General features: G+C 54.7%; 15 protein-coding genes. 5 read left to right on the forward strand and 10 right to left on the reverse strand.

What is annotated here, in order from left to right; translation table 11 throughout:
- From ACMZ66_RS22065 to hutI, 8 genes are all read right to left on the reverse strand, one after another.
- A partial coding sequence (locus ACMZ66_RS22065) for an amino acid adenylation domain-containing protein (protein ID WP_416940695.1) occupies positions 1-9,521 on the reverse strand: 9,521 nt, incomplete at its 3' end.
- Positions 9,522-9,947: 426 nt separating this feature from the next.
- Positions 9,948-11,495, reverse strand: a complete 1,548-nt coding sequence (locus ACMZ66_RS22070) for a TRAP transporter large permease (protein WP_416940697.1) — start codon at positions 11,493-11,495, stop codon at positions 9,948-9,950.
- Positions 11,495-12,016 carry a TRAP transporter small permease subunit gene (locus ACMZ66_RS22075; protein ID WP_416940699.1) on the reverse strand — a complete coding sequence of 174 codons (522 nt, stop codon included), beginning with the start codon at positions 12,014-12,016 and terminating at the stop codon, positions 11,495-11,497. Before ACMZ66_RS22075 ends, ACMZ66_RS22070 begins: the two co-directional genes overlap by 1 nt.
- A gap of 66 nt (positions 12,017-12,082) precedes the next feature.
- A complete protein-coding gene (locus ACMZ66_RS22080) occupies positions 12,083-13,177 on the reverse strand; it encodes a TRAP transporter substrate-binding protein (RefSeq protein ID WP_416940701.1) in 1,095 nt (364 codons plus the stop codon).
- Between the two features lie 79 nt (positions 13,178-13,256).
- Positions 13,257-14,933: a urocanate hydratase gene (gene hutU, locus ACMZ66_RS22085; RefSeq protein WP_416940703.1), complete on the reverse strand. Its 1,677-nt coding sequence runs from the start codon at positions 14,931-14,933 to the stop codon at positions 13,257-13,259.
- A complete protein-coding gene (hutG, locus tag ACMZ66_RS22090) occupies positions 14,930-15,733 on the reverse strand; it encodes an N-formylglutamate deformylase (RefSeq protein ID WP_416940705.1) in 804 nt (267 codons plus the stop codon). Before hutG ends, hutU begins: the two co-directional genes overlap by 4 nt.
- Positions 15,734-15,735: 2 nt before the next feature.
- Entirely contained in the window at positions 15,736-17,277 is a 1,542-nt protein-coding gene (hutH, locus tag ACMZ66_RS22095) for a histidine ammonia-lyase (RefSeq protein WP_416940707.1), read from the reverse strand.
- 43 nt (positions 17,278-17,320) lie between these two features.
- The gene (gene hutI / locus ACMZ66_RS22100; protein WP_416940709.1) at positions 17,321-18,532 is read right to left on the reverse strand and encodes an imidazolonepropionase; all 1,212 of its coding nucleotides are present in this window, start codon (positions 18,530-18,532) and stop codon (positions 17,321-17,323) included.
- An 81-nt stretch (positions 18,533-18,613) separates the two neighbouring features.
- On the opposite strand from hutI, the gene ACMZ66_RS22470 reads away from it, so the two are divergent.
- From ACMZ66_RS22470 to ACMZ66_RS22110, 3 genes are read left to right on the forward strand one after another with little or no spacing between them, the layout of a single operon-like run.
- On the forward strand, positions 18,614-18,841 hold the full coding sequence (locus tag ACMZ66_RS22470) for a hypothetical protein (protein WP_419096489.1): 228 nt from the start codon (positions 18,614-18,616) through the stop codon (positions 18,839-18,841).
- On the forward strand, positions 18,765-19,991 hold the full coding sequence (locus ACMZ66_RS22105) for a formimidoylglutamate deiminase (RefSeq protein WP_416940711.1): 1,227 nt from the start codon (positions 18,765-18,767) through the stop codon (positions 19,989-19,991). Before ACMZ66_RS22470 ends, ACMZ66_RS22105 begins: the two co-directional genes overlap by 77 nt.
- Positions 19,988-20,689, forward strand: a complete 702-nt coding sequence (locus tag ACMZ66_RS22110) for a GntR family transcriptional regulator (protein ID WP_416940714.1) — start codon at positions 19,988-19,990, stop codon at positions 20,687-20,689. Before ACMZ66_RS22105 ends, ACMZ66_RS22110 begins: the two co-directional genes overlap by 4 nt.
- A 68-nt stretch (positions 20,690-20,757) precedes the next feature.
- Here the strand turns inward: ACMZ66_RS22110 and yghX are convergent, their stop codons facing one another.
- Together yghX and ACMZ66_RS22120 are read right to left on the reverse strand one after the other, a co-directional pair.
- The gene (gene yghX / locus ACMZ66_RS22115; RefSeq protein ID WP_416940716.1) at positions 20,758-21,645 is read right to left on the reverse strand and encodes a YghX family hydrolase; all 888 of its coding nucleotides are present in this window, start codon (positions 21,643-21,645) and stop codon (positions 20,758-20,760) included.
- Positions 21,646-21,860: 215 nt separating this feature from the next.
- The gene (locus tag ACMZ66_RS22120) at positions 21,861-22,769 is read right to left on the reverse strand and encodes a LysR family transcriptional regulator (RefSeq protein ID WP_416940718.1); all 909 of its coding nucleotides are present in this window, start codon (positions 22,767-22,769) and stop codon (positions 21,861-21,863) included.
- A gap of 130 nt (positions 22,770-22,899) precedes the next feature.
- Between ACMZ66_RS22120 and ACMZ66_RS22125 the strand changes: the two genes are divergently transcribed.
- Both ACMZ66_RS22125 and ACMZ66_RS22130 read left to right on the forward strand, forming a co-directional pair.
- Positions 22,900-24,504 (forward strand): ABC transporter substrate-binding protein, encoded by a 1,605-nt coding sequence (locus ACMZ66_RS22125; RefSeq protein WP_416940720.1) that lies wholly within the window; start codon positions 22,900-22,902, stop codon positions 24,502-24,504.
- Between the two features lie 4 nt (positions 24,505-24,508).
- Positions 24,509-25,431, forward strand: a 923-nt coding sequence (locus ACMZ66_RS22130; RefSeq protein WP_416940722.1) for an ABC transporter permease, incomplete at its 3' end; no start/stop codon positions are given.

Consider the following 25,431-nt stretch of genomic DNA (forward strand, 5'->3'; position numbering starts at 1 on the left):
GCGTCAAATTCAAACAGGTGATCGAGATAGGCGATCTCGCGGAACTTGGCGGGAACCGGTTTTCCAATTGCGCTCAGGATTTCGCGCGCATCTGCTTCGCGGGTTTCGGGCATGGCGCGGACAAGATCGCGACCCGATGCAATGTTCTCCCAGAACCCATCAATGGTATCCGAACCCGCAACCTGAACCGCCATACCGATCACGGCAATCGGTTCATCATTGGCCAGAATGGGGGCATCAGATGCCAGTGTTCCCAAGTTTTCCGGGGATGCGACATCATCGGAAATCAGTTCGGCCTGCTTTGCAATCGTCGGATTGGCAAACAGATCGGCAATTCCAACGCGGCCCGGCCAATTGGCTTCGAATTTCTCAAACAACCGCAGCAGCAGCAACGAGTTGCCACCAATATCAAAGAACCCGTCATCACGGGTTGGCGTGATATCTGGCAGGATTTCGGCCCAAAGTTTTGCGACCTTTTCCTCGTATGTTTTCCTGCTTTCGGTGCTGCCTATCGCGACGGATGGTGTTGCAGTGGCCGTAGCACCGGTATTCGCTGCACGGGCGCGGATCGGCGTGCCCTTAAGCGCCTTGCGATCAACCTTGCCGCTGCTCGTCATGGGCAGGTGATCAATGGCAAAGAACCGGGCCGGGATCATATATTCCGGCAGGCGACTGCGCAGGTGATCACGCAGCGAAATCGCATCAATATCACCCGATGGCAAAATGAACGCATGAAGTTCGTTTAGCCCCGCAACCGATGCAACAATCACCGGCGCACGTTCAACATTCGGATGGCTTTCAAGTGCGACTTCGACTTCACCAATCTCGATGCGGTAGCCACGAATTTTGACCTGATGATCAATACGGCCAAGATATTCGACCGTGCCATCGCGCCGCCAGCGACCAAGATCACCCGTGCGATACAGGCGATCACCACGATCACTTGGATCAGCCGGGAATTTCTCGGCACTCAGTTCCGCCCGATTGCGATAACCAAGCGCGATCTGCGGACCACCCAGAATGATTTCACCCACCACACCAATCGGCAGTGGTTTGAAATCATTGGTCAGGACCTGGACCGTGGTATTGGCAATCGGTTTGCCAATCGGCACCACATCGCCGGTCGTTTGCGGCGAACAGGCCTGCCAGGTGACATCCACCGTGGCCTCGGTCGGGCCATAAAGGTTGTGAAGTTCGGTGCCAAAACGATCAAACAGAAGCGCATTGAACCGCCGAACGACAGCAGCATCCAATGCCTCGCCACTAGCAAAGACGCGCCGCAACGATGAAAGCTTGTTCACATCAACTGTGCCGCTTTCAACCGCGGTCAAAAAGGCCGAGAGCATCGATGGCACGAAATGCATGGTCGTGACACGGTTTTCATGGATCGCATCGGCAATCTGCGCCGGATCACGTTCGGCACCCGGTGCCGGCAGGACAACCTTCGATCCGGTCCATGACCACCAGAACAACTCCCACACCGAGACATCAAACGTGATTGGTGTTTTCTGCAAGATCACGTCATCGGATCCGAGCGGGAATTCATCCTGCATCCACAAGATGCGGTTCAGAACCCCACGATGGGCGATCTCGACCCCTTTGGGGCGACCAGTGGAACCCGATGTAAACAGGACATAAGCCAGATCATCCGGACCACTTGAAAGGGCCGGAATGTCCGCATCTTCAGACCCGTCAATCAGGATGGTGCGATCCGCATCAAACAGATGGGCCAGATCCGACGTTGTGATCACCCACCCTTCGCCAAGGTCATCAAGCATGTCCTTGCGGCGCTGTTCGGGATGATCGGGATCAAGCGGGCTATAAGCCGCACCCGACAGAAGCGTGCCATGGATGGCGGCCAGCATATTGACCGACCGGCGAATGGCGACACCGACAACATCGCCGGGCTTGATCGATTTGCCTTTCAGAAGTTCGGCAATACCCGCAGCACGACGGGCGAACTGATGATAGCTCAGCGCTTCAACGTCATCCTGCACCGCAACCCGATCGGGGATCGCGGCAACCTGATCAAGGAACGGTTCAGAAATGCTGCGATCAATCGGAAGGTCTTTTTGCGTCGCGTTGAATGCGTCGATCTGCGCGCGTTCACGATCGGGCAGAATGGCAAGTTCGCAAAGTGGTGCGTCTACGCTGCCCGACAGTGCCGATTGGCAAAGGGTTTCAAGCCGTTCGATAAAGGATGCGATGGTCGGGCGTTCAAATAGCCCGGTATCAAATTCGACCGATCCACAAAGTGCCGTGTCATCACGCCAGAAATAGAAACCTAGATCGAACTTGGCGAACGGGAATTCGATCTCGCGAAGTTTTGCATCCGCCGTGCCAAGCTTTGCACCCCCCGGAAGGTTATCCTGCCAGGCGACCAGCACATCAAACAACGGATTGCGGGACAGATCACGCGGGGCTTTGACCGCGTTGACCACATCCTCAAACGGGATGGCCTGATCGGCAACTGCGTCCAGAACGATTTTCTGCGTTTGCGCCAGATGGCTTTCGAAGCGCGCATCGGGATCAAGTCTCTGACGGATCAGAACCGTATTCACAAAGAACCCGACCAGCCGATCAAGGGATGAATGCTCGCGCCCGGCGACAAGCATACCCATGGCAATATCGCTTTGACCGCAATGGCGATACAGCAGAACCTGCAAAAGCGCGGTCAGGGTATTAAAGGCGGTGACGCCAAATTTCTGAGCGGTTTCTTCGATCAATCGGGTTGTGGCGGTACCCAATTTGAACTCATAGAAATCACCGGCAAATTTGCGCTCCGCCGGACGGGGGAAATCGGTCGGCAGGTTAAGTGGTTCTGGCAATTCTGCCAGTCGTTCTTTCCAACGGGCAAGGGCAGCTTGGCCTTCGGGGCCGTGCAGATAATCGCGCTGCCAGGCAACGAAATCCTCGTAATGACGTTCGATTTTGGGAAGGGATGCTGTCGTTCCTGCAAGTTCCGCCTGATAAAGTTCGGTCAATTCTGAAAGCAGGATCGGCATGGACCAGCCATCGCAAATCGCATGATGCAGTGTGATCATCAGGCAATGGCGATGCTCAGCCACCGTAATCAACTGCGCGCGCACCATCGATGCATCGTTTAGATCAAACGGACGGACTGTTTCAGTGGCAACAAAGGTGTCGGCGGTTGCTGCATCCATGTGATGATGGACCAGTTCAAGCGATCCAATCGGTGCCAGATACTGGCTGACCCCATCGGGATGATCCGGATCGGATTTAAACCGCAAGCGCAAGGTATGCTGACGTTCTTCAAGCTTATGAAGCGCGCGTTGAAGTGCCGCAGCATCAACAGGTCCCGTGATATCAAGGGTGACCGGAACTGAATAAACCGCAAGCTCCGGCTCCATACGCTGCAGAACCCACAAACGTGCCTGGCCACTGGACAGGGCAAATTTCGTTTCGGTCTTGCTTGCCAGAACGGTTTGCTTTGGCTGGGTTTGATGTTTGGCGGCCAAAAGTGCCATATTTGCTGGCGTGCGTGCCGCAAAGATTTCCTGCAACTTCGGGCGGTAGCCTGTTTCTTCCTCAATTATGCCAGCCAGACGCATCGCAATCAGACTATGCCCGCCAAGGGCAAAGAAATCAGTCGCGGCTGTAATGGTCTTGTTCGGGAACAGGGTTTCAAACTGCTTGACGACAAACGCTTCCAGCGTGTTATCGCTTTCAGGTGAAGCCGCAATGACCTGTTCTTCTTCGGCGATGATGGCCTGAAGCTTTTTGCGGTCCACTTTGCCATTGGCATTAACCGGCAAGTGTTCCAGCACGACAAAGCGTTCCGGCACCATGTAATCGGGGAAGTCACGCGCCAGAACCGATGCCCAGGTGTCCCGTGCATCATGATCAGACGCAATTGCCGCCCCTAAAAAGGCATCTGCCCCCTGACCGATTGGCATCACACAGACATTACGGATGTCATCAAGGGCCAGCAGCTTTTCTTCAATCGCATTCAGCTCGATGCGGTGGCCACGAATTTTGACCTGACCATCACCGCGCCCGCCAAATTCAATGGTGCCATCCGCACGCCAGCGCACCCGGTCACCGGTTTTATAAAGTCGTTCCTCGTCAATGCCCGGGATCTGAACAAATGCCTTTTCGGTGCGTTCCGGCGCACCGGTATAGCCAAGGGCCAAGCCATCACCCGCAGCATAAAGTTCGCCCCAAACTTCGGTCGGGACAACGCGACCTGCATCATCGAGAACGTAAATCCGGGTATTGCCAATCGGCTTGCCAATCGGGATCAAACCGGTTTCGAGGTTATCTTCGGTAATCAGATGGGTGCAGGTGAATGTGGTGTTCTCAGTCGGGCCGTACCCATTAATCAACGCGACATCTGGGCAAGCCGCGCGGATCTTGCGCAGATGAACCGGGCTTAACGCTTCGCCGCCACTCATCAATCGTTTTAGCGATTTGAAGGCCTCAGGTGCGACATCGGCAATCAGGTTAAACAGGCTTGCTGTCATCCACATGGTCGTGACGCCTGCATCGCGCAGCTTGTCGCCAAGCGATGACAAATCAAACAGCGCGTCGTTCTCAAGAACGAACAACCGCCCACCGTTCAAAAGCGCTGCCCAGATTTCAAGTGTGGCTGCATCAAAGCCAAGCGATGCGGCTTGCGCGATCACGTCTTGCGCGTCAAACGGAAGCGTTTTGTTATTCACCACAAGGCGGACAATGCCCCGGTTGGGGACCAAGACACCCTTTGGCTTTCCGGTTGAACCTGATGTGAACATCACATAGGCAAGGTCATCGCCATGACGTTCGGCTGGTGCCTTCAACGTGCCACCGGATTTCAAATCACCCTTGGGCAATGGCGCGACTTTGAAGCGATCTGACAGCTGTGCCAAACGATCCTTTTCGGCCGCATCAAACAGCAATGTGGTCGCCCCACATTCACTCATCAGTTCGGCAATCGCATTGGCCGGAAGGGATTTGTCGATCGGCAGATAGACCGCCCCATGCCAGACAATGCCAAGCATGGTCAAAATGGCATCAAGGTTGCGCTCGGACGCGAAGGCAACCGTATCCCCGGCTTTGACACCAAGCTGATCCAGTTTGCCAGAAATGTCTGATAACAGACCCCCTAGTTCGGCATAGGTAATCTGGCGTTTGCCGTCATCAATTGCGGTTTTGTCCGCCAGCCGATCATTGGTGATCTGCTTGGCAAGCAAGCTTCCCAATCCGGCATCGCGCGGATAGTCCGATGCAGTGTCGTTGAACGCGATCACCAGTCGGTTGCGCTCGTCCGCGGGCAGAAAATCAACAGCGCCAAGCGGCTTGTCGGGGTTTTCTGACAGCGATGAAATGAGCGCAAGAAGACTATGCGCAAAGCGTTCCGCCCAGCTTTCGCTGTAAAGCGATGTGAAATGTTCAATGGAAAGGAATGTGCCTGCGCCAAATTTGGCAAGCGTTGCCATCAGCGGGAACTTGCCGCCGCCAAAATCGACATCATCGATGTCAGTAAGATCAGGATTTACCTCAATCGTGCTTACGATATCGAACGGTAGGTCGACATGCCCCTGTTCAATGACGGAAAGATCCTGAATGATTCGGGACAACGGGTAATCCTGAACATCCATGATCGACAGCATTTCGCGGCTGATTTGCTGCGCAAGTGCCCCAATCCCGGCTGACATGTCCGGTTTGATCGCAATTGGTAGAACATTGGCAAAGCATCCAATTGCCTCGCGCGTTTCAGGTGCCACGCGTCCGGAAAATGGCTGACCAATGATGGCGGCGCTGCCGGTTTTGTAATGTGCAACTGTCGCCAGAACCAATGCATTCCAAAGCGCTGTCGGTGTTGCCGTTCCCAAATGGGCTCTGATGATTTCAAGCGCATCGATCTGGGCTTCATCAAGTTTAACAAAGCACCGTTTTACCTGCTTGATGGCGCCTGCCTCTGCACTTTTGGGCAGTGGCGGACCCAACAAAACTTCACTGCGCTCTTTCCAGAATGCCGCACCAAGTTGCCCGCGTTGGCCTTCAAGTGCCTGGATCGAACGCTTCGCGATTTCCCGGGAGTTTTGCTTGGGGAGTTCTGCGGTCGGCTCCTGAATGGCTGCCATTACCGCCTTTTCAAGAAGCGGCAGTGACTGTCCATCAAAGCAGATATGGTCAATGGCAATGACCATGATCGGCGGCGAGGCATTCGTCTGCGCCACATAGCCAACCCGCAGAAGAGGCCCATTTTCAAGATCGAAAAGCCCGTGACGAATGTCTTCAAGGCGCTCCAGGATGTTGATCGGAACCGGCATGCTTTCGTGCACGCGCTGAACCAGTTCGCCATTCTGCTCGACAAAGGTTGAACGGAACGAATCACAAGATACGACGACTTTTCCAAACGCGGTTTTCAGGGCATCGAACGATGTGTCGACTGGCAAGCGGAAGCTGACAACGATGTGATAGCTGTCATCCGCTGGAAGATCGCGTCGCGCCAGCCACTGACCCGCAGCGGCAGGATGAGGCTGGAATGAAGTGATGACAGCACCGCGTTCGTCTTTGGGATGCGTCGATGGCTGGGCTGTGACCATAGATGGGTCGCCAAATTCAATTCCCACCCCATGCAGCCAAAGGTTGGCAAACCCGATCGCCAGCGGATTGGGGGATGCTTGTTGGTCTGCGTTCGCACTTTTTGCGTTCAGATCAGCGTGCAAGGTGATGCATTTGGACTGCGCGATACCATTGACCGTTGCCAGCCGGGTTGCGGTATTTCCAAAACCGCATTCAACATACAGGGCATCGGGATGCGATGCTTTCAGCTGATTGATATTGTCGGCAAACCGCACTGCATTTCGAAGATGGGATACCCAGTAATCAGGGGTGGTTGCTTCTTCTGGTCGAAGGATAGTGCCCGTCAGGTTTGATTGAATTTCAATCACTGGCGCGTGTAATTTGATCTGATCGAAAGTGCTGCGGAAACGATCAAGAACCGGTTCCATCATGTTTGAATGAAACGCGCGCGAGACAACCAGACGGCGGCCCTTCTTGCCGATCTTGGCAATATGGGCTTCGACCGCGTCAATAACGGACAAGCTTCCAGCAACAACAAATTGCCGTGGGCCATTCTTTGCTGCCAGCGATAGGTCCGAACCAAACCGTGTCAGGACTTCATCGACTTCCTGTTCACTCATCGATAGCGCAAACATTGCACCGGGCTCGGTCTGGCTCATCAATTTGCCGCGCATGACGACAAGTCGCAATGCGTCGTCAAATTGCATGACACCGGCAAGGCAGGCCGCGACATACTCGCCAATGCTATGCCCAAGCAATGCCGATGGTTTGACGCCAAGGCGCAGCAACCAACTGGCTTTGGCATATTCAGTGATGAACAGGGCAGGCTGTGCGTAGTCGGTCTGTGCCAGTTTCTCGATATTGGCTGTGTTTTGATCGGCAAAAAGCAAAAGGTCCCGCAAATCAGCTGGGCCGTTGTGACGAACAACGGCCTTGCAGGCGGCGTCAATCAACTGTGCTGATTTTGGATCGGCATCGTAAATTGCCCGTGCCATGCCCGGGCGCTGAGACCCCTGACCGGGAAATAGCAAGACGACAGAGTTCTGGGCGGCATCAACGTGCCCTGTAAGATAACCTGCACCATCTGAGTTGCTCATGGATTGGATGATCGTCTCGGCAGACGTGCCGACGATGACACAACGCTCGCTGCTTTCCGTCACTGCTTTCGGCAAATCAACCAGACTTTCGGGTGCCGCACCTTGTTTAAGGCGGCGCATCGCATTGTTGAGATGTCCATCAAGCGCATCCCGGCTATCGGCTGCGGATGGCAGGATGATTGTGCCGTCGTGCCATTGCACGGGAATGGTTGGCTTTGCGGGTGCTTTTGCCTTGGTGCGAAGCGTGACAAGGCGTTCTATGGCGGCAGTAAGGCGTGCCTCATCCAAGCGCGGGCTGGTCTTGATCAGATGTTTGGCAAAGCTCTGCGCTGTTGGATATTCATGCATTTCCTCAAGCTTGATCGCCCGATCAGCCACTTCCGCAAATACGCTTTGCGCCCGCGGCAGCAACAGCGAATGCGCACCCGCTACAATCAGGTTTTCATCAACTTCAAGATCATCAATCTCAAGGATATCTGCCCAAACATCATTCACATAGCGCGCAAGTGCTTTTGCCAAGTCGCTTTCAGGCGCTTGCGGGCGAAGCATTTCGAGACAGGCAGCATCAATGTCGATCTGATCAAGCAATGCGCCGATATTTTGCTCTGGCTTTGCCAAAACGCTATCAAGCAGCTTGGAAAACGCAGACGTGAGTGCCCGTGTTGATTTGGCGTCAATGCGGTTGGCATCATATTGCCAGATCAGTTCGGACTTTTGCTCAGTTGGCGAAACAGTCTCGGAGAAAAACGCCAGTCCGATATCGTCTGCTGGGCCGTGATAGATGTTTAGTCTTCTGGCAGATACGCCTTCAAAATGGATCGGGGTTGCCGCATCCAGACTGTTAAAGGTCGCACCGCTCGCAGTCAGGCTGCGAAGACCAAGTCCAGCATCGCGCATGCGCACGGGGCTCATCCTGACATGGCGGATGTCACGGCGCGATTGTTTGAATATCTGGTCGCTTAATTCCAGAATACTCTTCTGTTCATCCAATTTGACCGAATACGGGATGACAGTGGAAAACGCACCGGGTGTTTCGCGTTCATTGCGTCCCAATCGGTTCAGGATCGGCAAGTTCCACATCGGTTCCCGTTCGCCCGTGATTTTGCCAAGCAAGACAGCAAAAAGGCTCATCAGGATTGCGGTCGGCGTCGTCCCGGCATTGCGTGCGGTTACGTTGAGGATATCGAGGGTATCTGTCGAAACCGGAATGGTGATCTGCGCATCTTTTTGCACCGACTGGATCGGAAGCGTCGTTACGCCAGTTGGGGCGCGATCAGGTGTCAGGCGTTCTCGCCAATATTCAACGTCGCGTGCATAGGACGTGGTTTGCGGATAGGCGTTATCTGTTTCCACAAACGCGCGATAGGATTTGAATGGGCAGGCAGGAATAGCTTCATCGATTATAAGCGCATTGTAGATCTCGGCATTACGCTCCGCCATCAAATGGCCGCCATATCCGTCGCATACAATGTGATGATAAACGCGCACCCACCAATAGCGTGTTTCACCAAGACGCAGAACCTGATGACGGCAATTCTCGCCATTCTCCAGATCGAAAATGCGTTCGCGAAATTCCGCGACCTTTTTTCGGGCAGTGCTTTCCGGGTCGTCTTCGAATTGAAGGTCGATGACCTCAAACTCAATGGGGCGGTTGGAGGGGGAAAAATGTTGCTGCAGCTCGCCATTGCGTGTTGAAAAACGCAGTCTCAGCGCGTCATTTTCGCGATCCGTTTGAACGATGGCCTGACGCAATTTTCCAACATCAAGCGCCCCGTCGAAATCGAAAACGTTGCAAATATTATATCGTGCAGGATCATGCCCCCGGGCCAAATCCAGCCAGATGGCGGCCTGCGGTGATGTGAGCGGGTAGAATTCGCTGTCGGTCCCTGCCACCACGTCTCTTTGTTCTTCTTGCAACGTCCGGCCCCTCAAACGTTGTTAATCGCAATCAAAACTCTCAATCGCAAGTTAATGTGCTGGTTTGTTTTTCTTGCGTTGAGTGGTTTGATTTGTCCCTCAATCTTCAGTTTCGAATATGCCGTTCTTTCTGCCTTATTTTCAAGTCTGTTAGAGCGAATTTGCGTTAAATTTTGATGGTATTTTTGCCCATTTCCCTAAGGGTTTTCCCGCAATGCACCCTCGCATGTGCGAATATGTGCTTGTGGTTAGCTCTGAAAGAACAAGGCATTACATATGGTGACGCCTGCCGTGTTTTGAGGCGCTTGTTCAGTTTTTTTCGTGCTTTGTATGAAGCTGCCAGATGCAGGCATAAAAAACGCCCACGGTTTCCCGGGGCGTTTTTGTTTTGCTGGTGCGTGATCAGAACACAACACTTGGCAACCATCTGGCCAAGGCAGGCCAAAACCAGATGACCGCCATGCCAAAAATCTGCAGTCCGATGAATGGCACCACACCCTTGTAAATTTGGCCGGTGGTGATTTCCGGCGGGGCGGCACTACGCAGATAAAATAGCGAGAAACCAAATGGCGGTGTCAGGAACGATGTCTGCAGGTTGATCGCAATCAGGATCGCCAGCCATACCGGGTCGTGCCCCATCATGATCAGGCCCGGCGCAATCAGCGGCAGCAAAATCACGGTGATCTCAACGAAGTCCAGGAAGAAGCCCAGAACAAAGATCAGCGCCATGCAAAACAGAAGCGCACCTGTTGGACCACCTGGCATTGCTTCAAGGATTTCGGCAACATGGTCTTCGCCGCCCAATCCAATGAACACCAGTGAAAACATGCTGGCGGTCAGGATGGTGGCAAAGATCATCGACGTAACGGTCATGGTCGATGTCAGTGCGGATTTCAGAATGTCTGTCTTCCATGCCTGACGCAAGCAAGCGGCAATCGCGGCAATCCCGACAATCGCCAGAACCACATAGCCAGCCCCCAGAACATAATCAAACGCACCAAGGTCACTGCGCTGGAACCGCACCGGTGCAAGGCCCGCCATCACGGCCAGAACCAAAAGGGCAATCGTGCCCGCCAGCACCAGAGTGCGATTAGCCCCCTGACGCGCACCGGCCATCAGGATGGCACCAATTGCACCAACCGATGCCGCCTCGGTCGGGGTAGCAACACCGCCAAGGATCGCACCCAATACTGCAATGATCAGCAAAACCGGCGGCAGGACTGCACTAAAAACCTCACCCATATTCGGGCGGCCATCATCGCTTTTTACCGGGGGCATATCATCGGGGCGGAAGACACCGCGCAGCAGGATGTAAAGGATATAGATCGCAACAAGCGTTAAGCCCGGTACAAGCGCACCGGCAAAAATCTGTCCGACCGAAATGGTTTCGATCGTGAATTTGCCCTGTTCATACTGCGCCTGTTGATAGGCCGACGACATCACGTCAGACAGAATGATCAAAAGGGTCGAGGGGGGAATGATTTGACCAAGCGTCCCGGCAGTGCAGACAAGGCCCGATGCCATTTTCGGGTTGTAGCCGGTGCGCAGCATGGTCGGAAGCGCGATCATGCCCATGGCAATCACGGTTGCGCCGACAATGCCGGTTGATGCGGCCAAAAGCGCACCGACAAGTACGACCGAAATACCAAGCCCACCACGCAACTGGCCAAACAGACGCCCCATGGTATGAAGCAAATCTTCGGCGATGCGCGATCGTTCAAGGATCACACCCATCACGACAAATAGCGGAATGGCGATCAGGACATCATTGGTCAGCGTACCAAATACGCGCTGCCCGAATGCCCCCATCAGGCCGATATTCATCGTATCGGTTGCCCAGCCGAGATAACCGAACATGATCGCCACACCGGCAATCGAAAACGATACAGGGAAACCCAAAAGGATGCAGCCCATCAGTGCGGCAAACATCAAAAGATCAAGATATTCCATCAGCTTTGCGCACCCTGGTCTTCAACGCCACTGCGCAAGACAATGATCTGCCTGAGCAAACAGGCAACAGACTGAATAATCAAAAGAATACAAAAGGCCGGGATAAGGGATTTCAAAAGCCAAACGGCCGGAATGCCACCAACCGAAATCGCACCTTCCATCATCGAGATCGAGTTGATCACGGACGGCCAGGTCCAATAAAGCAAGGCTGCCATCGACGGGATCGCAAGCACGGCATAGCCAAATGCATCAATGCGCGCCTTGGTACGGTTCTTTGCCCCGGCATAGAAAATATCCACCCGAACATGCCCGTCGACCAAAAGCGTATAACCCGCACCAAGCATGAAAAGCCCGGAATGCAGGTAAAGAACACTTTCATTAAGTGCTATGGAACTGAAACCGAAAACATAGCGCAGCAAGACGACGGCAAACTGCAATAGAACCATGATCAGTGCAAACCAGCGCACCGTCATACCGGTCCATTGGTTCACCAGATCAAGCCGATCAGCGAGGCGTTGCATCAAATCCCCCCGGAAATGAAAGAACCGGCGCAAGGATGATGTTCCTTGCGCCGGGGATCAAATGTATCAGAAGCCAAGAACCTTGGCGCGTGCATTCATTTGACCGTTATCGGCATAGGTCATGTAACCACCGATCAGATCACGATATGCAACAAAGCTTTCTGCAACTTTGCGGGTCAGGGCATCGTCGCTTTCGCGCAATTCTGCGATGACTTCGGCACCGGCTTTGCCCATGGCTTCGATTACGTCATCCGGAAGCATGCGGACCTGAACGCCCTGTTCTGCAACCAGCTTCTGCAACGCCATGGCGTGCTTGGTCTCGTACTCGGTCCAGACTTCGTTATAAAGACTGTCACAAGCAAACTTGACCACGGCCTGAAGGTCTTCCGGAAGGTCGGCAAATGCCTTGGCGTTTACCGCACATTCTTCAGCCGAGGACGGCTCGCCAACACCCGGCCAATAGTAGTTTTTGGCAACCTGATAGAAGCCAAGTGCACTGTCACTCCACGGACCAATGAACTCGCCCGCATCAAGCGCACCAGACTGAAGCGCCTGGAACATGTCGCGACCGCCCATGGCCTGAACCGCCATACCCAGTTTCGAGCACATCTCGGACGCAAGACCGGTGGTACGGAATTTAAGACCCTTAAGGTCATCAACCGATTTGATCTCGTCACGGAACCAACCCGCCCACTGCGGGCCAGAGTTACCACACAGGAACGGCTTCAGGCCAAACTGACCATACATTTCGTCATACAGTTCCTGACCGCCACCATGGGTCAGCCAGCCAACCTGTTCATCTGCACGCAGGCCAAAAGGCTGCGAACCAAACAGAAGGATGCCTTTGGATTTCGAACCCCAATAGGCCGGAACTGCGTGATAAAGCTCAGCCGTACCTTCGGAAACCGCATCAAAAACGCCACGGCCCGGTACAAGTTCGCCCGCCGCATGGAGTTTAACCTCGATGCGACCGCCCGAAAGGGTGGTGATACGGTCCGCCAGTTTCTGTGCCGCAACGCCCGGCCCAGGAAGGTTTTTCGGCCATGCGGTGACCATGTTCCACTGGCGCTTGTCCTGTGCAATGGCAGGGGTGGCAAAGGTGGCAGCGGCCGCTGCACCTACGCCGGCAACACCAGCAGTCAGAAATTCACGTCTTTTCATATTAAGAAGCCTCCTTGATTGAACCCTGATCAGGTTTTGCAGGGGCAATCGTCATTGCCCCCACGTGAAAGTTCAAAACTTATTTGCCGAGAATACCGGGCAGGTTAAGCCCGTGTTCCCGTGCGCAATCCAGTGCGATGTCATATCCTGCATCGGCGTGACGCATCACACCGGTTGCCGGATCGTTCCAAAGGACGCGTTCGACCCTGCGTGCGGCATCTTCTGTGCCGTCACAGCAAATCACCATGCCGGAATGCTGCGAGAAGCCCATTCCAACACCGCCGCCGTGATGCAACGAGACCCAGGTGGCCCCCGATGCAGTATTAAGCAGCGCATTAAGCAACGGCCAGTCACTGACCGCATCCGAGCCATCTTTCATGGCTTCGGTTTCGCGGTTCGGGCTTGCGACCGATCCGCTATCAAGATGGTCACGACCGATCACCACCGGGGCTTTCAGTTCGCCGTTTTTGACCATTTCGTTAAATGCCAGACCCAGGCGATGACGCTGGCCCAGACCGACCCAGCAAATACGAGCCGGCAGACCCTGGAAGGAAATGCGATCGCGCGCCATGTCCAGCCAGTTATGCAGATGTTCGTCATCAGGGATGAGTTCCTTGACCTTCTGATCGGTCTTGTAGATGTCCTCGGGATCACCCGAAAGGGCCGCCCAACGGAACGGACCGATGCCCTTGCAGAACAGCGGGCGGATATAGGCCGGAACAAAGCCCGGGAAGGCAAAGGCGTTTTCAAACCCTTCTTCAAGGGCGACCTGACGGATGTTGTTGCCGTAATCGACCGTCGGGATGCCTGCATCGTGGAAGGCAACCATGGCTTCGACCTGAACGCGCATTGATGCGCGGGCTGCTTTTTCAACGGCCTTCGGGTCTGAACTTTGCTTTTCGCGCCACTCGGCAACGCTCCAGCCTTGCGGAAGGTACCCATGAACCGGATCGTGTGCCGATGTCTGATCGGTGACGATGTCCGGGCGGACACCACGTTTGACCAGTTCCGGGAATACGTCGGCGGCATTGCCAATCAGGGCAACCGATTTCGCTTCGCCCGCTTTGGTCCAGCGATCAATCATCGCCAGTGCTTCATCAAGGGAATGGGTTTTTTCATCGACATAACGGGTACGCAGGCGGAAGTCCGCACGGGTTTCATCGCACTCGACTGCAAGGCAGGATGCACCGGCCATCACGGCTGCCAGCGGCTGTGCGCCACCCATGCCGCCAAGGCCGCCGGTCAGGATCCATTTGCCCTTAAGGCTGCCGCCGTAATGCTGACGACCAGCTTCGACAAAGGTTTCATAGGTGCCCTGAACGATGCCTTGCGATCCGATATAGATCCACGAACCCGCAGTCATCTGGCCATACATTGCCAGACCCTTTTTATCGAGTTCGTTGAAGTGGTCCCAATTGGCCCAATGCGGTACAAGGTTGGAGTTCGCGATCAAAACACGCGGCGCATCCTTATGGGTGCGGAACACACCAACCGGCTTGCCCGACTGCACCATCAGGGTCTGGTCATCTTCCAGTTCCTTGAGGCTGGCAACGATCTGATCGAAATCCTGCCAGGTGCGCGCGGCACGGCCAATGCCGCCATAAACAACCAGCTCATGCGGGTTTTCAGCCACATCGGGATGCAGGTTGTTCATCAACATGCGCATCGGCGCTTCGGTCAGCCAGCTTTTGGCAGTGATTTCGCTGCCGGTTGCCGGGTAAATATCACGCTGGTTGTGACGCGGATTGTTGGTCATGACTTGCCTCTTAGTGCTGGGGCCAAATCGGCCAGTGTCTTTAGAATTTCAGTAAGGTGCGTGCGCAGTTTTGCCGCACGGCTTTCGTCATAGGCCCAGGGTGCTTCCTCGGCCGTGAGATAGGTTGATTGCGCCAGTTCCATCTGGATGGCGTGCTGATTGATATCGGGTCGGCCGTAGTGGCGCGTGGTCCAGCCACCTTTGAAACGCCCGTTCAAAACCGCACTATATCCCTCGGCCTGCGAACAGATTTCAGAGGTCAGGGTTTCAATCATCGGATCACAAGTCGTGCCCAGATTTGTGCCGATATTGAAATCGGGCAGGTTGCCGTCAAACAGGAACGGGATGTTTGACCGGATCGAATGGCAATCATAAAGGATCGCCACCCCATGCTTGGCGCGGACACGTTCAAGCTCGGCCGCTAGTGCCTGATGGTAGGGCGCATGGAAGGTCGCTGCGCGATAGGCAATATCATCTTCGGTTGGCGCCACATCCCAGATGTTCTCGCCGTCAAAATCTGTCAACGGCACAAGGGTCGTTGTGTTCTGACCGGGATAGAGGCTGACATCCTCGGGATCGCGGTTGGCATCAATCACATAACGATGAAACGTTGCGCGCACCGTCGTGACATTATCCAAAAGCCCGTCATAAAGGGTATGGATATGCCAGTCGGTATCGGCCAGTTTGCGACCACGGTCATTCAGCTTTGCCGCGATATCATCGGGGACATAGGTGCCGGTATGGGGCAGTCCCAGAACAATCGGGCCATCGCCGCGTTTGATTTCGACCGGATTGGTCATGCTTACGCGCCCTCCCCGACAACAAAACCGGAAAGCTTGGCCGCAGCTACAAGCGCGCCCTTGGTGACAAGCTCACCCGCCTTGGCCAGATCCGGCGCCATATAACGGTCTTCTTTCACGGTCGGGATGTCTTCACGAACGGTCTTCAGAACGTTCTGAAGGCCCGCACTGGTTTTAAGCGGTGCCCGGAATTCAACACCCTGTGCGGCACAGATCAGCTCAACACCAAGGATATAGGAAAGGTTGGCATTCATGCGCGCCAGTCGACGTGCGCCATGCGCTGCCATCGATACATGGTCTTCCTGGTTTGCGCTGGTTGGTGTGCTGTCGGTCGAGCACGGGTTGGCCAGATGTTTGTTTTCACTCATCAGGGCCGCGGTGGTGACTTCGGCAATCATCAAACCGGAATTAAGGCCCGGCTCCGGGGTCAGGAACGGCGGCAGATCATGGGATAGGGTCGGATCAACCATCAGGGCAATACGGCGCTGGGCAATTGCGCCAATCTCGGCAACAGCAAGGGCGATCTGATCGGCGGCAAAGGCAACCGGTTCGGCGTGGAAGTTACCACCCGACACAATGCGGCCATCGTCTTTGAGAACCAGCGGATTGTCGGTCACAGCATTTGCTTCGATCTCAAGCGTCTGACCGGCAAAGCGCAGCAGATCCATGGCAGCACCCGTGACCTGCGGCTGGCAACGAATGCAATAAGGATCCTGAACGCGGGTGTCGCCTTCGCGGTGGCTTTCGCGGATTTCCGATCCTTCCATCAGATCGCGCATCGAACGCGCGACATTGAGCTGACCCGGATGCCCACGAAGGGTATGGATTTCATCAACCAGCGGTGCAGTCGATCCCATGATTGCATCGGTCGAAAGTGATGCGGTCACGATCGAGCTTGCCGCATTGCGCCATGCCGAAAACAGCCCGACCAGCGCACAAGCGGTTGAAAACTGCGTGCCGTTAATCAGGGCAAGGCCCTCTTTCGCGCCCAAAACAACCGGGGTAAGCCCCGCCTTGGCGAGCGCATCCGCACCTGACATGGTTTCATTGTCATAAACGGCTTCACCGGCACCAATCATGACCGCTGCCATATGGGCAAGCGGGGCCAGATCACCAGATGCACCAACTGAGCCTTGAGACGGGACGACCGGGGTCACACCCTTTGCCAACATGCCTTCGATCAGTTCGATCAAATCCCAGCGCACACCAGATGCGCCACGACCAAGTGACAGCAGTTTAAGTGCCATCATCAAACGTGTGGTCGCGATATCAAGTGGCTCACCCACGCCACAGCAATGGCTGAGGATCAAGTTACGCTGCAAGGTTTCGGTATCTTTCGGGGCAATTTTGACCGAAGCCAACTTGCCAAAACCGGTATTCACCCCATAAACCGCAGCATCGCCTTCGGCGGCTTCGCGGACCATTGCACTGGCGGCTTCAACACCGGTCTTGGCAGATGGGTCAAGTTTCACCGCAATCTGGTTGCGCCAGATGTTTTCAAGATCGGCAAGCGTTGCGGCAGCTGGGGTTAAGGTCAAAGTCATTTTGCATCCTTGTCGAATACAGGTTGTGGGGCATTCGCGGTGATCAGTCTGCCTTGCTGGCAACGACGACACCGCCAAAAATACGTTCAAACAGCGGGTTAAACCCGATGCGATATGATAGCTCGGCCGGGTGTTCGATATCCCAAACCGCCAAATCAGCACGAAGGCCCGGCTTGATCTGACCGGTGTCAGAAAGACCAAGGGCGGTTGCGGCATGTTTGGTCGCGCCGCACAGTGCTTCTTCCGGCGTCAGGCGGAACAGCGTGCAGGTCATGTTCATGGTCAAAAGGATCGACATCAAAGGCGAGGTGCCCGGATTGCAATCGGTGGCAACGGCCATCGGCACACCATGTTCGCGAAACGCTGCAATTGGCGGCAACTGGGTTTCATGGAGGGTGTAAAACGCACCGGGAAGAAGGACCGCGACCGAACCGGACTTGGCCATCGCCTCTGCGTCTGCGTCGTTGGCATATTCAACATGGTCGATGGAAATCGCACCATATTGGGCGGCCAGTTTGGTGCCGCCGATATTTGACAATTGTTCGGCATGCAGTTTGACGGGAATGTCGAGTTCGCGGGCAACGTCAAACACGCGTTTGATCTGATCGGTGTTAAAAGCAATGCCCTCGCAGAAGCCATCAACCGCATCAACCAGACCTTCGGCATGGGCTGCACGAAGGGTCGGGATGCAGACCTCGTCAATATAGCGATCCGGCTCGCCCTTAAACTCGGCAGGGGTGGCATGTGCGCCAAGGAATGTGGTCTTGATGCGGACCGGGCGAAGCTCGGCAATCTTGCGGGCCGCGCGCAGCATGTTGAGTTCGGTGTCACGATCAAGGCCATAGCCCGATTTGACTTCAATCACCGAAACGCCTTCTGCCAGAAGTGCGTCAACGCGCGGCAGGGCGGTTTTGACCAGATGATCGATATCGGCTTTGCGGGTGGCAGTAACGGTTGAAACAATGCCGCCGCCAGCGCGCGCGATTTCTTCGTAGCTGGCACCTTCAAGACGCATTTCAAATTCGACTGCGCGATTGCCGCCATAAACAACGTGGGTGTGGCAATCAATCAGGGCCGGGGTGATCAGGCGACCGTCAAGATCACGTGAAGTCTGCTCAAGATATTTAACCGGGATCGCATCGTCGCTGCCGACCCAATCAATCAAACCGTCCTTGATCGCGATCGCGCCATGCTCGATCAGCCCATAGCGGTTTTCATCAGTGATTGTGACGATTTTTGCATTTCTCAGCAGCATGCGAAGGATCACCTCTTGATAAGTCCGTTATTAACGATAATATGTCTGCACATAATATTTCTGTCAAGACGGGTATGAAATATGACGGTTCTTTGGGCAAATCAGGCACTTACCAGCAATGGCTGGGCGCAAAACGTCGCTGTAGAAATCGATCAATCGGGTAAAATCGCTAATATTAAAGCCGAATTCACCCGAATCAGCATCCGGTGCGGAGCATCGCGTTGGCACCCTGTTGCCAGCGGTCGCCAACCTGCACAGCCATGCCTTCCAGCGTTCCATGGCCGGTTTGACCGAAAAGCGTGGGCCTGATCCGCGCGATACCTTCTGGACTTGGCGCCAATTGATGTTCCGTTTTCTGGATCAGCTGACCCCGGATCATGTCGAAGCCATCGCTGCCTTTGTTCAGATGGAAATGTTGGAGGCCGGTTACGCCAACAACACCGAATTCCATTATCTGCATCATCAGCCGGGCGGCATTGCCTATGACAATATCGGCGAGATGGCCGAACGTATTGCCGCTGCCGCCCAAACGACGGGGATCGGCCTGACCCTTTTGCCGGTTCATTATCAATATGGGGGCTGTGACAAACGCCCACTTGGTGCCGGGCAAATCCGTTTTGGCAATGACCCGGACCAGTTCGCCAAGCTTTATGATGCGTCTGTTCGCGCGATTGCCCATCTGCCGTCTGATGCACGCATTGGCGTTGCGCCCCATTCACTGCGTGCAGTTGGCCGCGAAGATCTGATCGCGACCACGAAACTGTCCAAGGATGGCCCGATCCATATGCATCTGGCTGAACAGGTTGCCGAGGTCGAAGAAGTCGAAGCATCCTGGGGCAAGAGCCCGGTTGAGTGGCTTCTTGATAATTCCGATGTGAATGAAAACTGGTGCCTGATCCACTGCACCCAGATGCAAGAACACGAAACCCTTGGTCTGGCGAAGACCGGTGCTGTTGCAGGGCTGTGCCCGATTACCGAAAGCAGCCTGGGGGATGGCATCTTTGATGGGGTGCGCTACCTTGGTGCTAATGGTGTGATCGGGGTTGGATCAGATTCCAACATTCGCATTTCGCTCTCGGAAGAACTCCGTACGCTTGATTACAGCCAACGTCTGCGTGACAAATCCCGTGCGGCTTTGGCGACGCCGGAAAAATCAACCGGACGGCGTTTGTATGATGCGGTGGCCAAAGGTGGTGCGCGCGCAGCCGGCCGTAATGCAGGCCGGATCGAGGTCGGGGCACTTGCCGATCTGATGGCGCTTGACGGCTCGGCTGTTGACCTGATCGGCCGGAAAGGCGATACGATCCTCGATACATATATCTTTGCCGGTGACGATCGTATGGTGCGGGATGTTTGGTCGGCCGGTCGCCATGTTGTGACCGATGGCCGCCATATTGCGCACGACACGATCACGGACCGGTATCGCAAAGTGATGGAACAACTCAAGGAAGTGGTGTGAGCACCTCGGAACAGACAAACTGGCAATCGGTCCATGATGAGGTCTTGCGCCGTATCCATACACGTGAATGGAAACCCGGCGATCAAATCCCCAAGGAAGTCGAACTTGCCGAACAGCTCGGTTGCGCGCGCGCCACGGTGAACCGTGCGCTGCGCGAACTGGCTGCCGAAGGCTTCCTTGACCGCAGGCGGAAGGCGGGAACACGGGTTTCAACCCATCCGGTCCGCCGTGCCAAGCTTGATATTCCGGTGATCCGACTTGAGATCGAAGGCCGCGGCCAGAAATACGGCTATGGCTTGTTGCTTAGTGAACGACGTGCGCCGACGCCCGAAATTTGCGCCAATCTTGGCGTGACTGCGAAATGCGATATGCTGCATATCACCTCGCTTCATCTGGCTGATGGCAAGCCATACATGTTTGAAGAACGCTGGGTGTCGCTTGAAACCACACCTGAAATTCTTGATGCCGATCTGTCAAAGATCAGTGCGAATGAATGGCTGGTTCTCCATGCCCCCTACACCAAGGGCGACATTTCATTTTCCGCCGTTCAGGCGACCGAGGCCGAAGCAAAAGTGCTGCGCACCCATGCCGGTGCGCCACTGTTCCTGATGGAACGTACGACTTGGGAACATGATAAGGGCATTACATCTGCCCGCCTGCTGTTTGCGCCGGGCTATCGGATGCATTCGCCAATCTGAATTTCAGAAATCAAAAGGCCAGCCCAAAGCGCGCGATCGCGTTTCGGGCTCGCCTTTTTTATATGTGCCTAGGTTAGGTACTTATTGAACCAGTCGATGGTGCGTTGCCATGCCAGTTCGGCGGCATCCTTGTCATATCGCGGTGTGGAATTGTTATGGAAACCGTGATTGGCACCGGGATAGATATGGGCTTCATAGACCTTGTTATTGGCCTTTAATGCCTCTTCATAGGCGGGCCATCCGGCATTGATGCGCTCGTCCAGCTCACCATATTGCAACAGGATCGGTGCCTGAATACGCGGAACATCTTCGGCTGCGGCCTGACGGCCATAGAACGGCACCGCCGCCGCAAGATCGGGATAGGCAACCGCTGCAGCATTGGAAACACCGCCGCCATAGCAGAACCCGGTAATGCCGATTTTATCGGTGGTGGCATCATGTGCGGTCAGGAACTCAATCGCGGCAAAGAAGTCATTCATCAGCTTGGTCGGGTCCACGGTGCGTTGCAATTCGCGGCCCTTGTCATCATTACCGGGATAGCCACCAACGGAAGTCAGTCCATCCGGTGCAAGCGCGATGAAGCCCGCCTTGGCCACACGCCTAGCGACATCTTCGATATAGGGGTTAAGGCCGCGGTTCTCATGTACGACAACAACGCCGGGAACCTTGCCCGTCGCATTGGCCGGTTTGACCAGATAGCCGCGCACTTCACCATGCCCGTTGGGCGATGGGTACATGATGTATTCGGCAACAATATCGGGATCAGTAAAATCGACCTGATGGGCCATGGCGTAATTCGGGCTCATGGCGTTCAGGATCGCAAGGGCCGTCATCCCGCCAATGGCATATCGGCCTGCGCGGTCAAGAAACTCGCGCCGGTCAATCATGCCATGCGCATAGAAATCATAAAGTTCGAGAAGTTCCGGCGAAAAATCCTTGGCAGTCAAACGTTCCATCATGCGCTCCTTGTGAAATGACGCATTCGATTGGGGGGCTTGCTGGTGACGAATATTCGATCATACGGAGTAAGCGATAAGCTTGGATCAGGGTGCTGTGAATTACACAGTGCCCTGATTTGCCTCTGATTTTCATTTTCAGCGATCTTGGAAAATTCGCAAATCACAAACACGCTATCGCAATGGCTGGCGTAATGCGGATCACATGCCGGGCACTATTCGCTTTCGCCCTGATAATCCTTAAGCGCATTGGCAAGTTGCATGGCAAAGCGGGCGGATGCGACTGGCAAAGTGCGTCCTCGCATTTGACCCAGGATCAGATTTCCCGGCGGCATATCACGTTCGGAAATCGGGCGATGAACCAGTGATCCGTCATCAGGCACACGTAAGCCAATCGGGATTTGGAAGCCAACGGCATTTTCATGCAACACGTAGTGACGGATCAGCTCAAAGCTTTCAGTTTCGACAACGGGTGAAACATGGCGCGACCCGCGTCTTGCCGCGAAATCAAGAAGATGGCGCACACCAAACCGATGGGTCGGTGCAACATGGGGCACATCAAGGCAATCGCGCAGCCGGATTTCATCACGCGTTGCCAATGGATGATCTGAGCGCACAACAATATCCACGGTCTGGGGGATGGCATGGATGACTTCGAAATCCACCAGATAGATCGGCTCAAACACCAAGGCCAGATCACTGGAATAGCTTGCCAGTTCCTGTTCGGCCTGGGCGCGGTCACGGACATTGACGCTAAAGGTCACGCCGGGATGTAATTTGCGATAGATCGCAATTTGTTCGGGCAGGAAATAGGGTAGCAGTGCCTGGGAGCAGGCAATCGATACATGACCGCGACGTTCCCCGGTCAAATCCGCAACTTGTCCCTGCACCCGTTCAAGATCAGACGCCATCGCGCGGTAATGATGCAACAGCAACTCGCCAGCCGGATTTAACCGGACGCCACTTGGCAGGCGTTCAAAAAGCTCGGCACCAAATTCTTCTTCAAACCCGTTGATCCGCCGGTTCAGGGCCGATGCCGTCAGGTTCATATCCTCGGCCGCCTTACGCATCGAACCCGCGCGCGCCACGGCTTCGATCAAACGGAATGTCTGCAAGTACCTCATGAAACGCCCCTTTTTAAGGGTGGTGCATTTTTTGCACCGCATTGGTGAATTCATAGCAGTTTTCGCGAACGCAAAAAACTGCAAACTGAAATCAATGGATCTTAGAAGCTGTTCATGGGGGTTTTCGAAGATGCTTACGCGACGTAATTTTCTTAAGGGGAGTGCGCTTGTTGCCGGTTCCCTTCCATTCGCCAAGACGTTTTCTGCAATGGCTGCGGGCAGCGACACCTTGGTTGCCGTATCTGCGCAGACCGTCAATAGCCTTGATCTGCACCGCACGGGTACGAACCGCGCCAGCTATCAGATTGCGGTAAACTGCTATGACCGTCTGGTGTCATTTGGCACCAAACCGGCCGAAGGCGGTGGATTGTCGTATGACTATTCGGAAATCGTGCCGGAACTGGCTGAAAGCTGGACCTTCTCCGAAGATGGCATGAAAATCACCTTCAAACTGAAATCCGATGCAGTCTTTAATGATGGCAGCAAGGTCACCGCCGAAGACGTTAAATGGTCATTTGATCGCGCGGTAAGTGTCGGTGGTTTCCCGACCGTTCAGATGAAGGCCGGTGGTTTTTCCCGCCCCGATCAGTTCGAAGCAATTGATGACGAAACCTTTGCCATCACGCTTGATCAGCCGTCCAAACTTTCCCTACCGGATTTGGCTGTGCCGGTGCCGTTCATCATCAATTCCAAGGTCGCCAAGGAAAACGCGACCACTGATGATCCATGGGCAATGGAATATCTGCATCTCAACACCATCGGTTCGGGTGCCTACACCGTCAGCCGTTGGGACGCCGGTCAGCAGGTTGTATTTGAACGCAATGATAACTGGGTTGGTGGACCGACCCCGCCGGTGCGCCGCGTGATCATGCGCGAAGTCCCGTCTGCTGCAACCAGCCGTGCGCTGATTGAACGCGGGGATGTGCAGGTTGCCTTTAACATCCCGGACAAGGATGCAGCAGAACTGACCGACAAGGTCACGGTATATTCCACGCCGATTGAAAACTGCATTCATGCACTTTGCCTGAATACCAAGTTCGAACCGTTCCAGGACCCGGACGTGCGCAAGGCAATTGCCTATGTCGTTCCGTATGAGGCGATCTTTAAAGCTGCTGCTTATGGTCGCGGGGCACCGCTTTGGGGTGGCGAAGAAAAGGCAACCGATATCGCCTGGCCGCGAAAGTCGCCTTATGACACCAATCTGGAAAAGGCCAAGGAACATATGGCCAAGTCGGGCTTTGCGGATGGGTTTGAAACCAAGCTTTCCATCTCGACCGACCTGTCATCCTGGATGGAGCCAGCAGCCCTTCTGATCCAGGAAGCCGTTGGTAAACTGGGTATCAAGGCCGAGATCGAAAAGATTCCGGGTGCAAACTGGCGTACAGCCGCATTGGTCGAAAAGCGTCTGGATTTCCATCTGGAAAACTTTGGTGGCTGGCTCAATACGCCTGATTACTACTTCTTCTGGGCCTATCAGGAAGGACATCTGTTCAACTCGTCGAACTATTCCAATCCTGAAGTCGAACAGCTCACCAATGAAACCCTGCATATGGCGATGGATGATCCCGAATATGCGCCAAAAATCATGCGCATGATCGATATCGTTCACGAAGACCTGCCGCGTATTCCGCTTTGGCAGCCGGCCCTGAACGTCGCGCTGAATGGGGCAGGGGGCTACGAATTCTGGTTCCACCGTCAGCTCGACATCCGTGGCCTGACAACGGTGGAAAGTTAAGATCATGGCAGTCCGGGGAACCAGTGTTTTGACACGCATCGCACAGGCCATTCCTGTCCTGTTCGGGGTCATCGTCATCAGCTTTGTCCTGACGCGTGCCTTGCCTGGTGACCCGGCTGTCCAGTTTGCCGGGATTATGGCAACGCCCGAAACCATCGAAGAAACCCGGGCAAAGCTTGGTCTTGATAAACCGCTTCCAGAACAGTTTGTGATCTATCTTGGTCAATTGTTTAAGGGCGACCTTGGCCAGTCGGTTTCAACCGGGCGGCCTGTTCTGACTGAACTTGCCAGTCGTCTTCCGGCATCGCTTGAACTGACATTGAGTGCCCTGATCCTGTCATGCGTCGTGGCGGTCCCGCTTGGGGTTCTTGCTGCCACAAGACCGGGAAGCTGGGTCGATCAGATTTGTCGTTTGCTGGTGACAATGGGCGTTTCGCTTCCGACCTTCTTTACCGGCGTGATGCTGATTTACATTTTCTATTACCTGCTGGGCATTTCGCCATCCCCATTGGGGCGGCTTGATTTCATCTATCTTGATCCGCCGCATGTGACGGGCTTCTTTCTAATTGATGCGGCTCTTGTCGGTGATTGGGAAACCTGGTTTGGCGCGCTTAAGCAATTGATCCTGCCTGCCGTGACGCTCGCATTGTTCACCTTGGCACCTATTGCCCGCATGACCCGTGCGGCCATGCTTTCAGCTCTTTCTTCGGATTATATCCGTACTGCCCGTGCCGCCGGACTTGGATCGGGCCGTATCCTTTATGGCTATGCGTTTCGCAATGCGCTTCTGCCCGTGGTGACAACGCTTGGCATGGTGTTTTCCTTTGTGCTTGGGGCCAACGTTCTGGTCGAAAAGGTCTTTGCTTGGCCAGGTATCGGCTCTTACGCGGTCGAAGCCTTGATTGTGTCTGACTATGCCGCTGTTCA

The sequence above is a fragment of the Thalassospira sp. genome, from assembly GCF_048059015.1.
Classification (GTDB): domain Bacteria; phylum Pseudomonadota; class Alphaproteobacteria; order Rhodospirillales; family Thalassospiraceae; genus Thalassospira.

Excerpts from the sequence above, each read along its gene's own strand:
- yghX (WP_416940716.1), bottom strand. The coding sequence starts at position 21,645 with ATGGAACGTTTGACTGCCAAGGATTTTTCGCCGGAACTTCTCGAACTT.
- ACMZ66_RS22125 (WP_416940720.1), top strand. The coding sequence starts at position 22,900 with ATGCTTACGCGACGTAATTTTCTTAAGGGGAGTGCGCTTGTTGCCGGT.
- hutH (WP_416940707.1), bottom strand. The coding sequence starts at position 17,277 with ATGACTTTGACCTTAACCCCAGCTGCCGCAACGCTTGCCGATCTTGAA.
- ACMZ66_RS22080 (WP_416940701.1), bottom strand. The coding sequence starts at position 13,177 with ATGAAAAGACGTGAATTTCTGACTGCTGGTGTTGCCGGCGTAGGTGCA.
- hutU (WP_416940703.1), bottom strand. The coding sequence starts at position 14,933 with ATGACCAACAATCCGCGTCACAACCAGCGTGATATTTACCCGGCAACC.
- hutI (WP_416940709.1), bottom strand. The coding sequence starts at position 18,532 with ATGCTGCTGAGAAATGCAAAAATCGTCACAATCACTGATGAAAACCGC.
- ACMZ66_RS22470 (WP_419096489.1), top strand. The coding sequence starts at position 18,614 with ATGACGGTTCTTTGGGCAAATCAGGCACTTACCAGCAATGGCTGGGCG.
- ACMZ66_RS22070 (WP_416940697.1), bottom strand. The coding sequence starts at position 11,495 with ATGGAATATCTTGATCTTTTGATGTTTGCCGCACTGATGGGCTGCATC.
- ACMZ66_RS22075 (WP_416940699.1), bottom strand. The coding sequence starts at position 12,016 with ATGCAACGCCTCGCTGATCGGCTTGATCTGGTGAACCAATGGACCGGT.
- ACMZ66_RS22120 (WP_416940718.1), bottom strand. The coding sequence starts at position 22,769 with ATGAGGTACTTGCAGACATTCCGTTTGATCGAAGCCGTGGCGCGCGCG.
- hutG (WP_416940705.1), bottom strand. The coding sequence starts at position 15,733 with ATGACCAATCCGGTCGAAATCAAACGCGGCGATGGCCCGATTGTTCTG.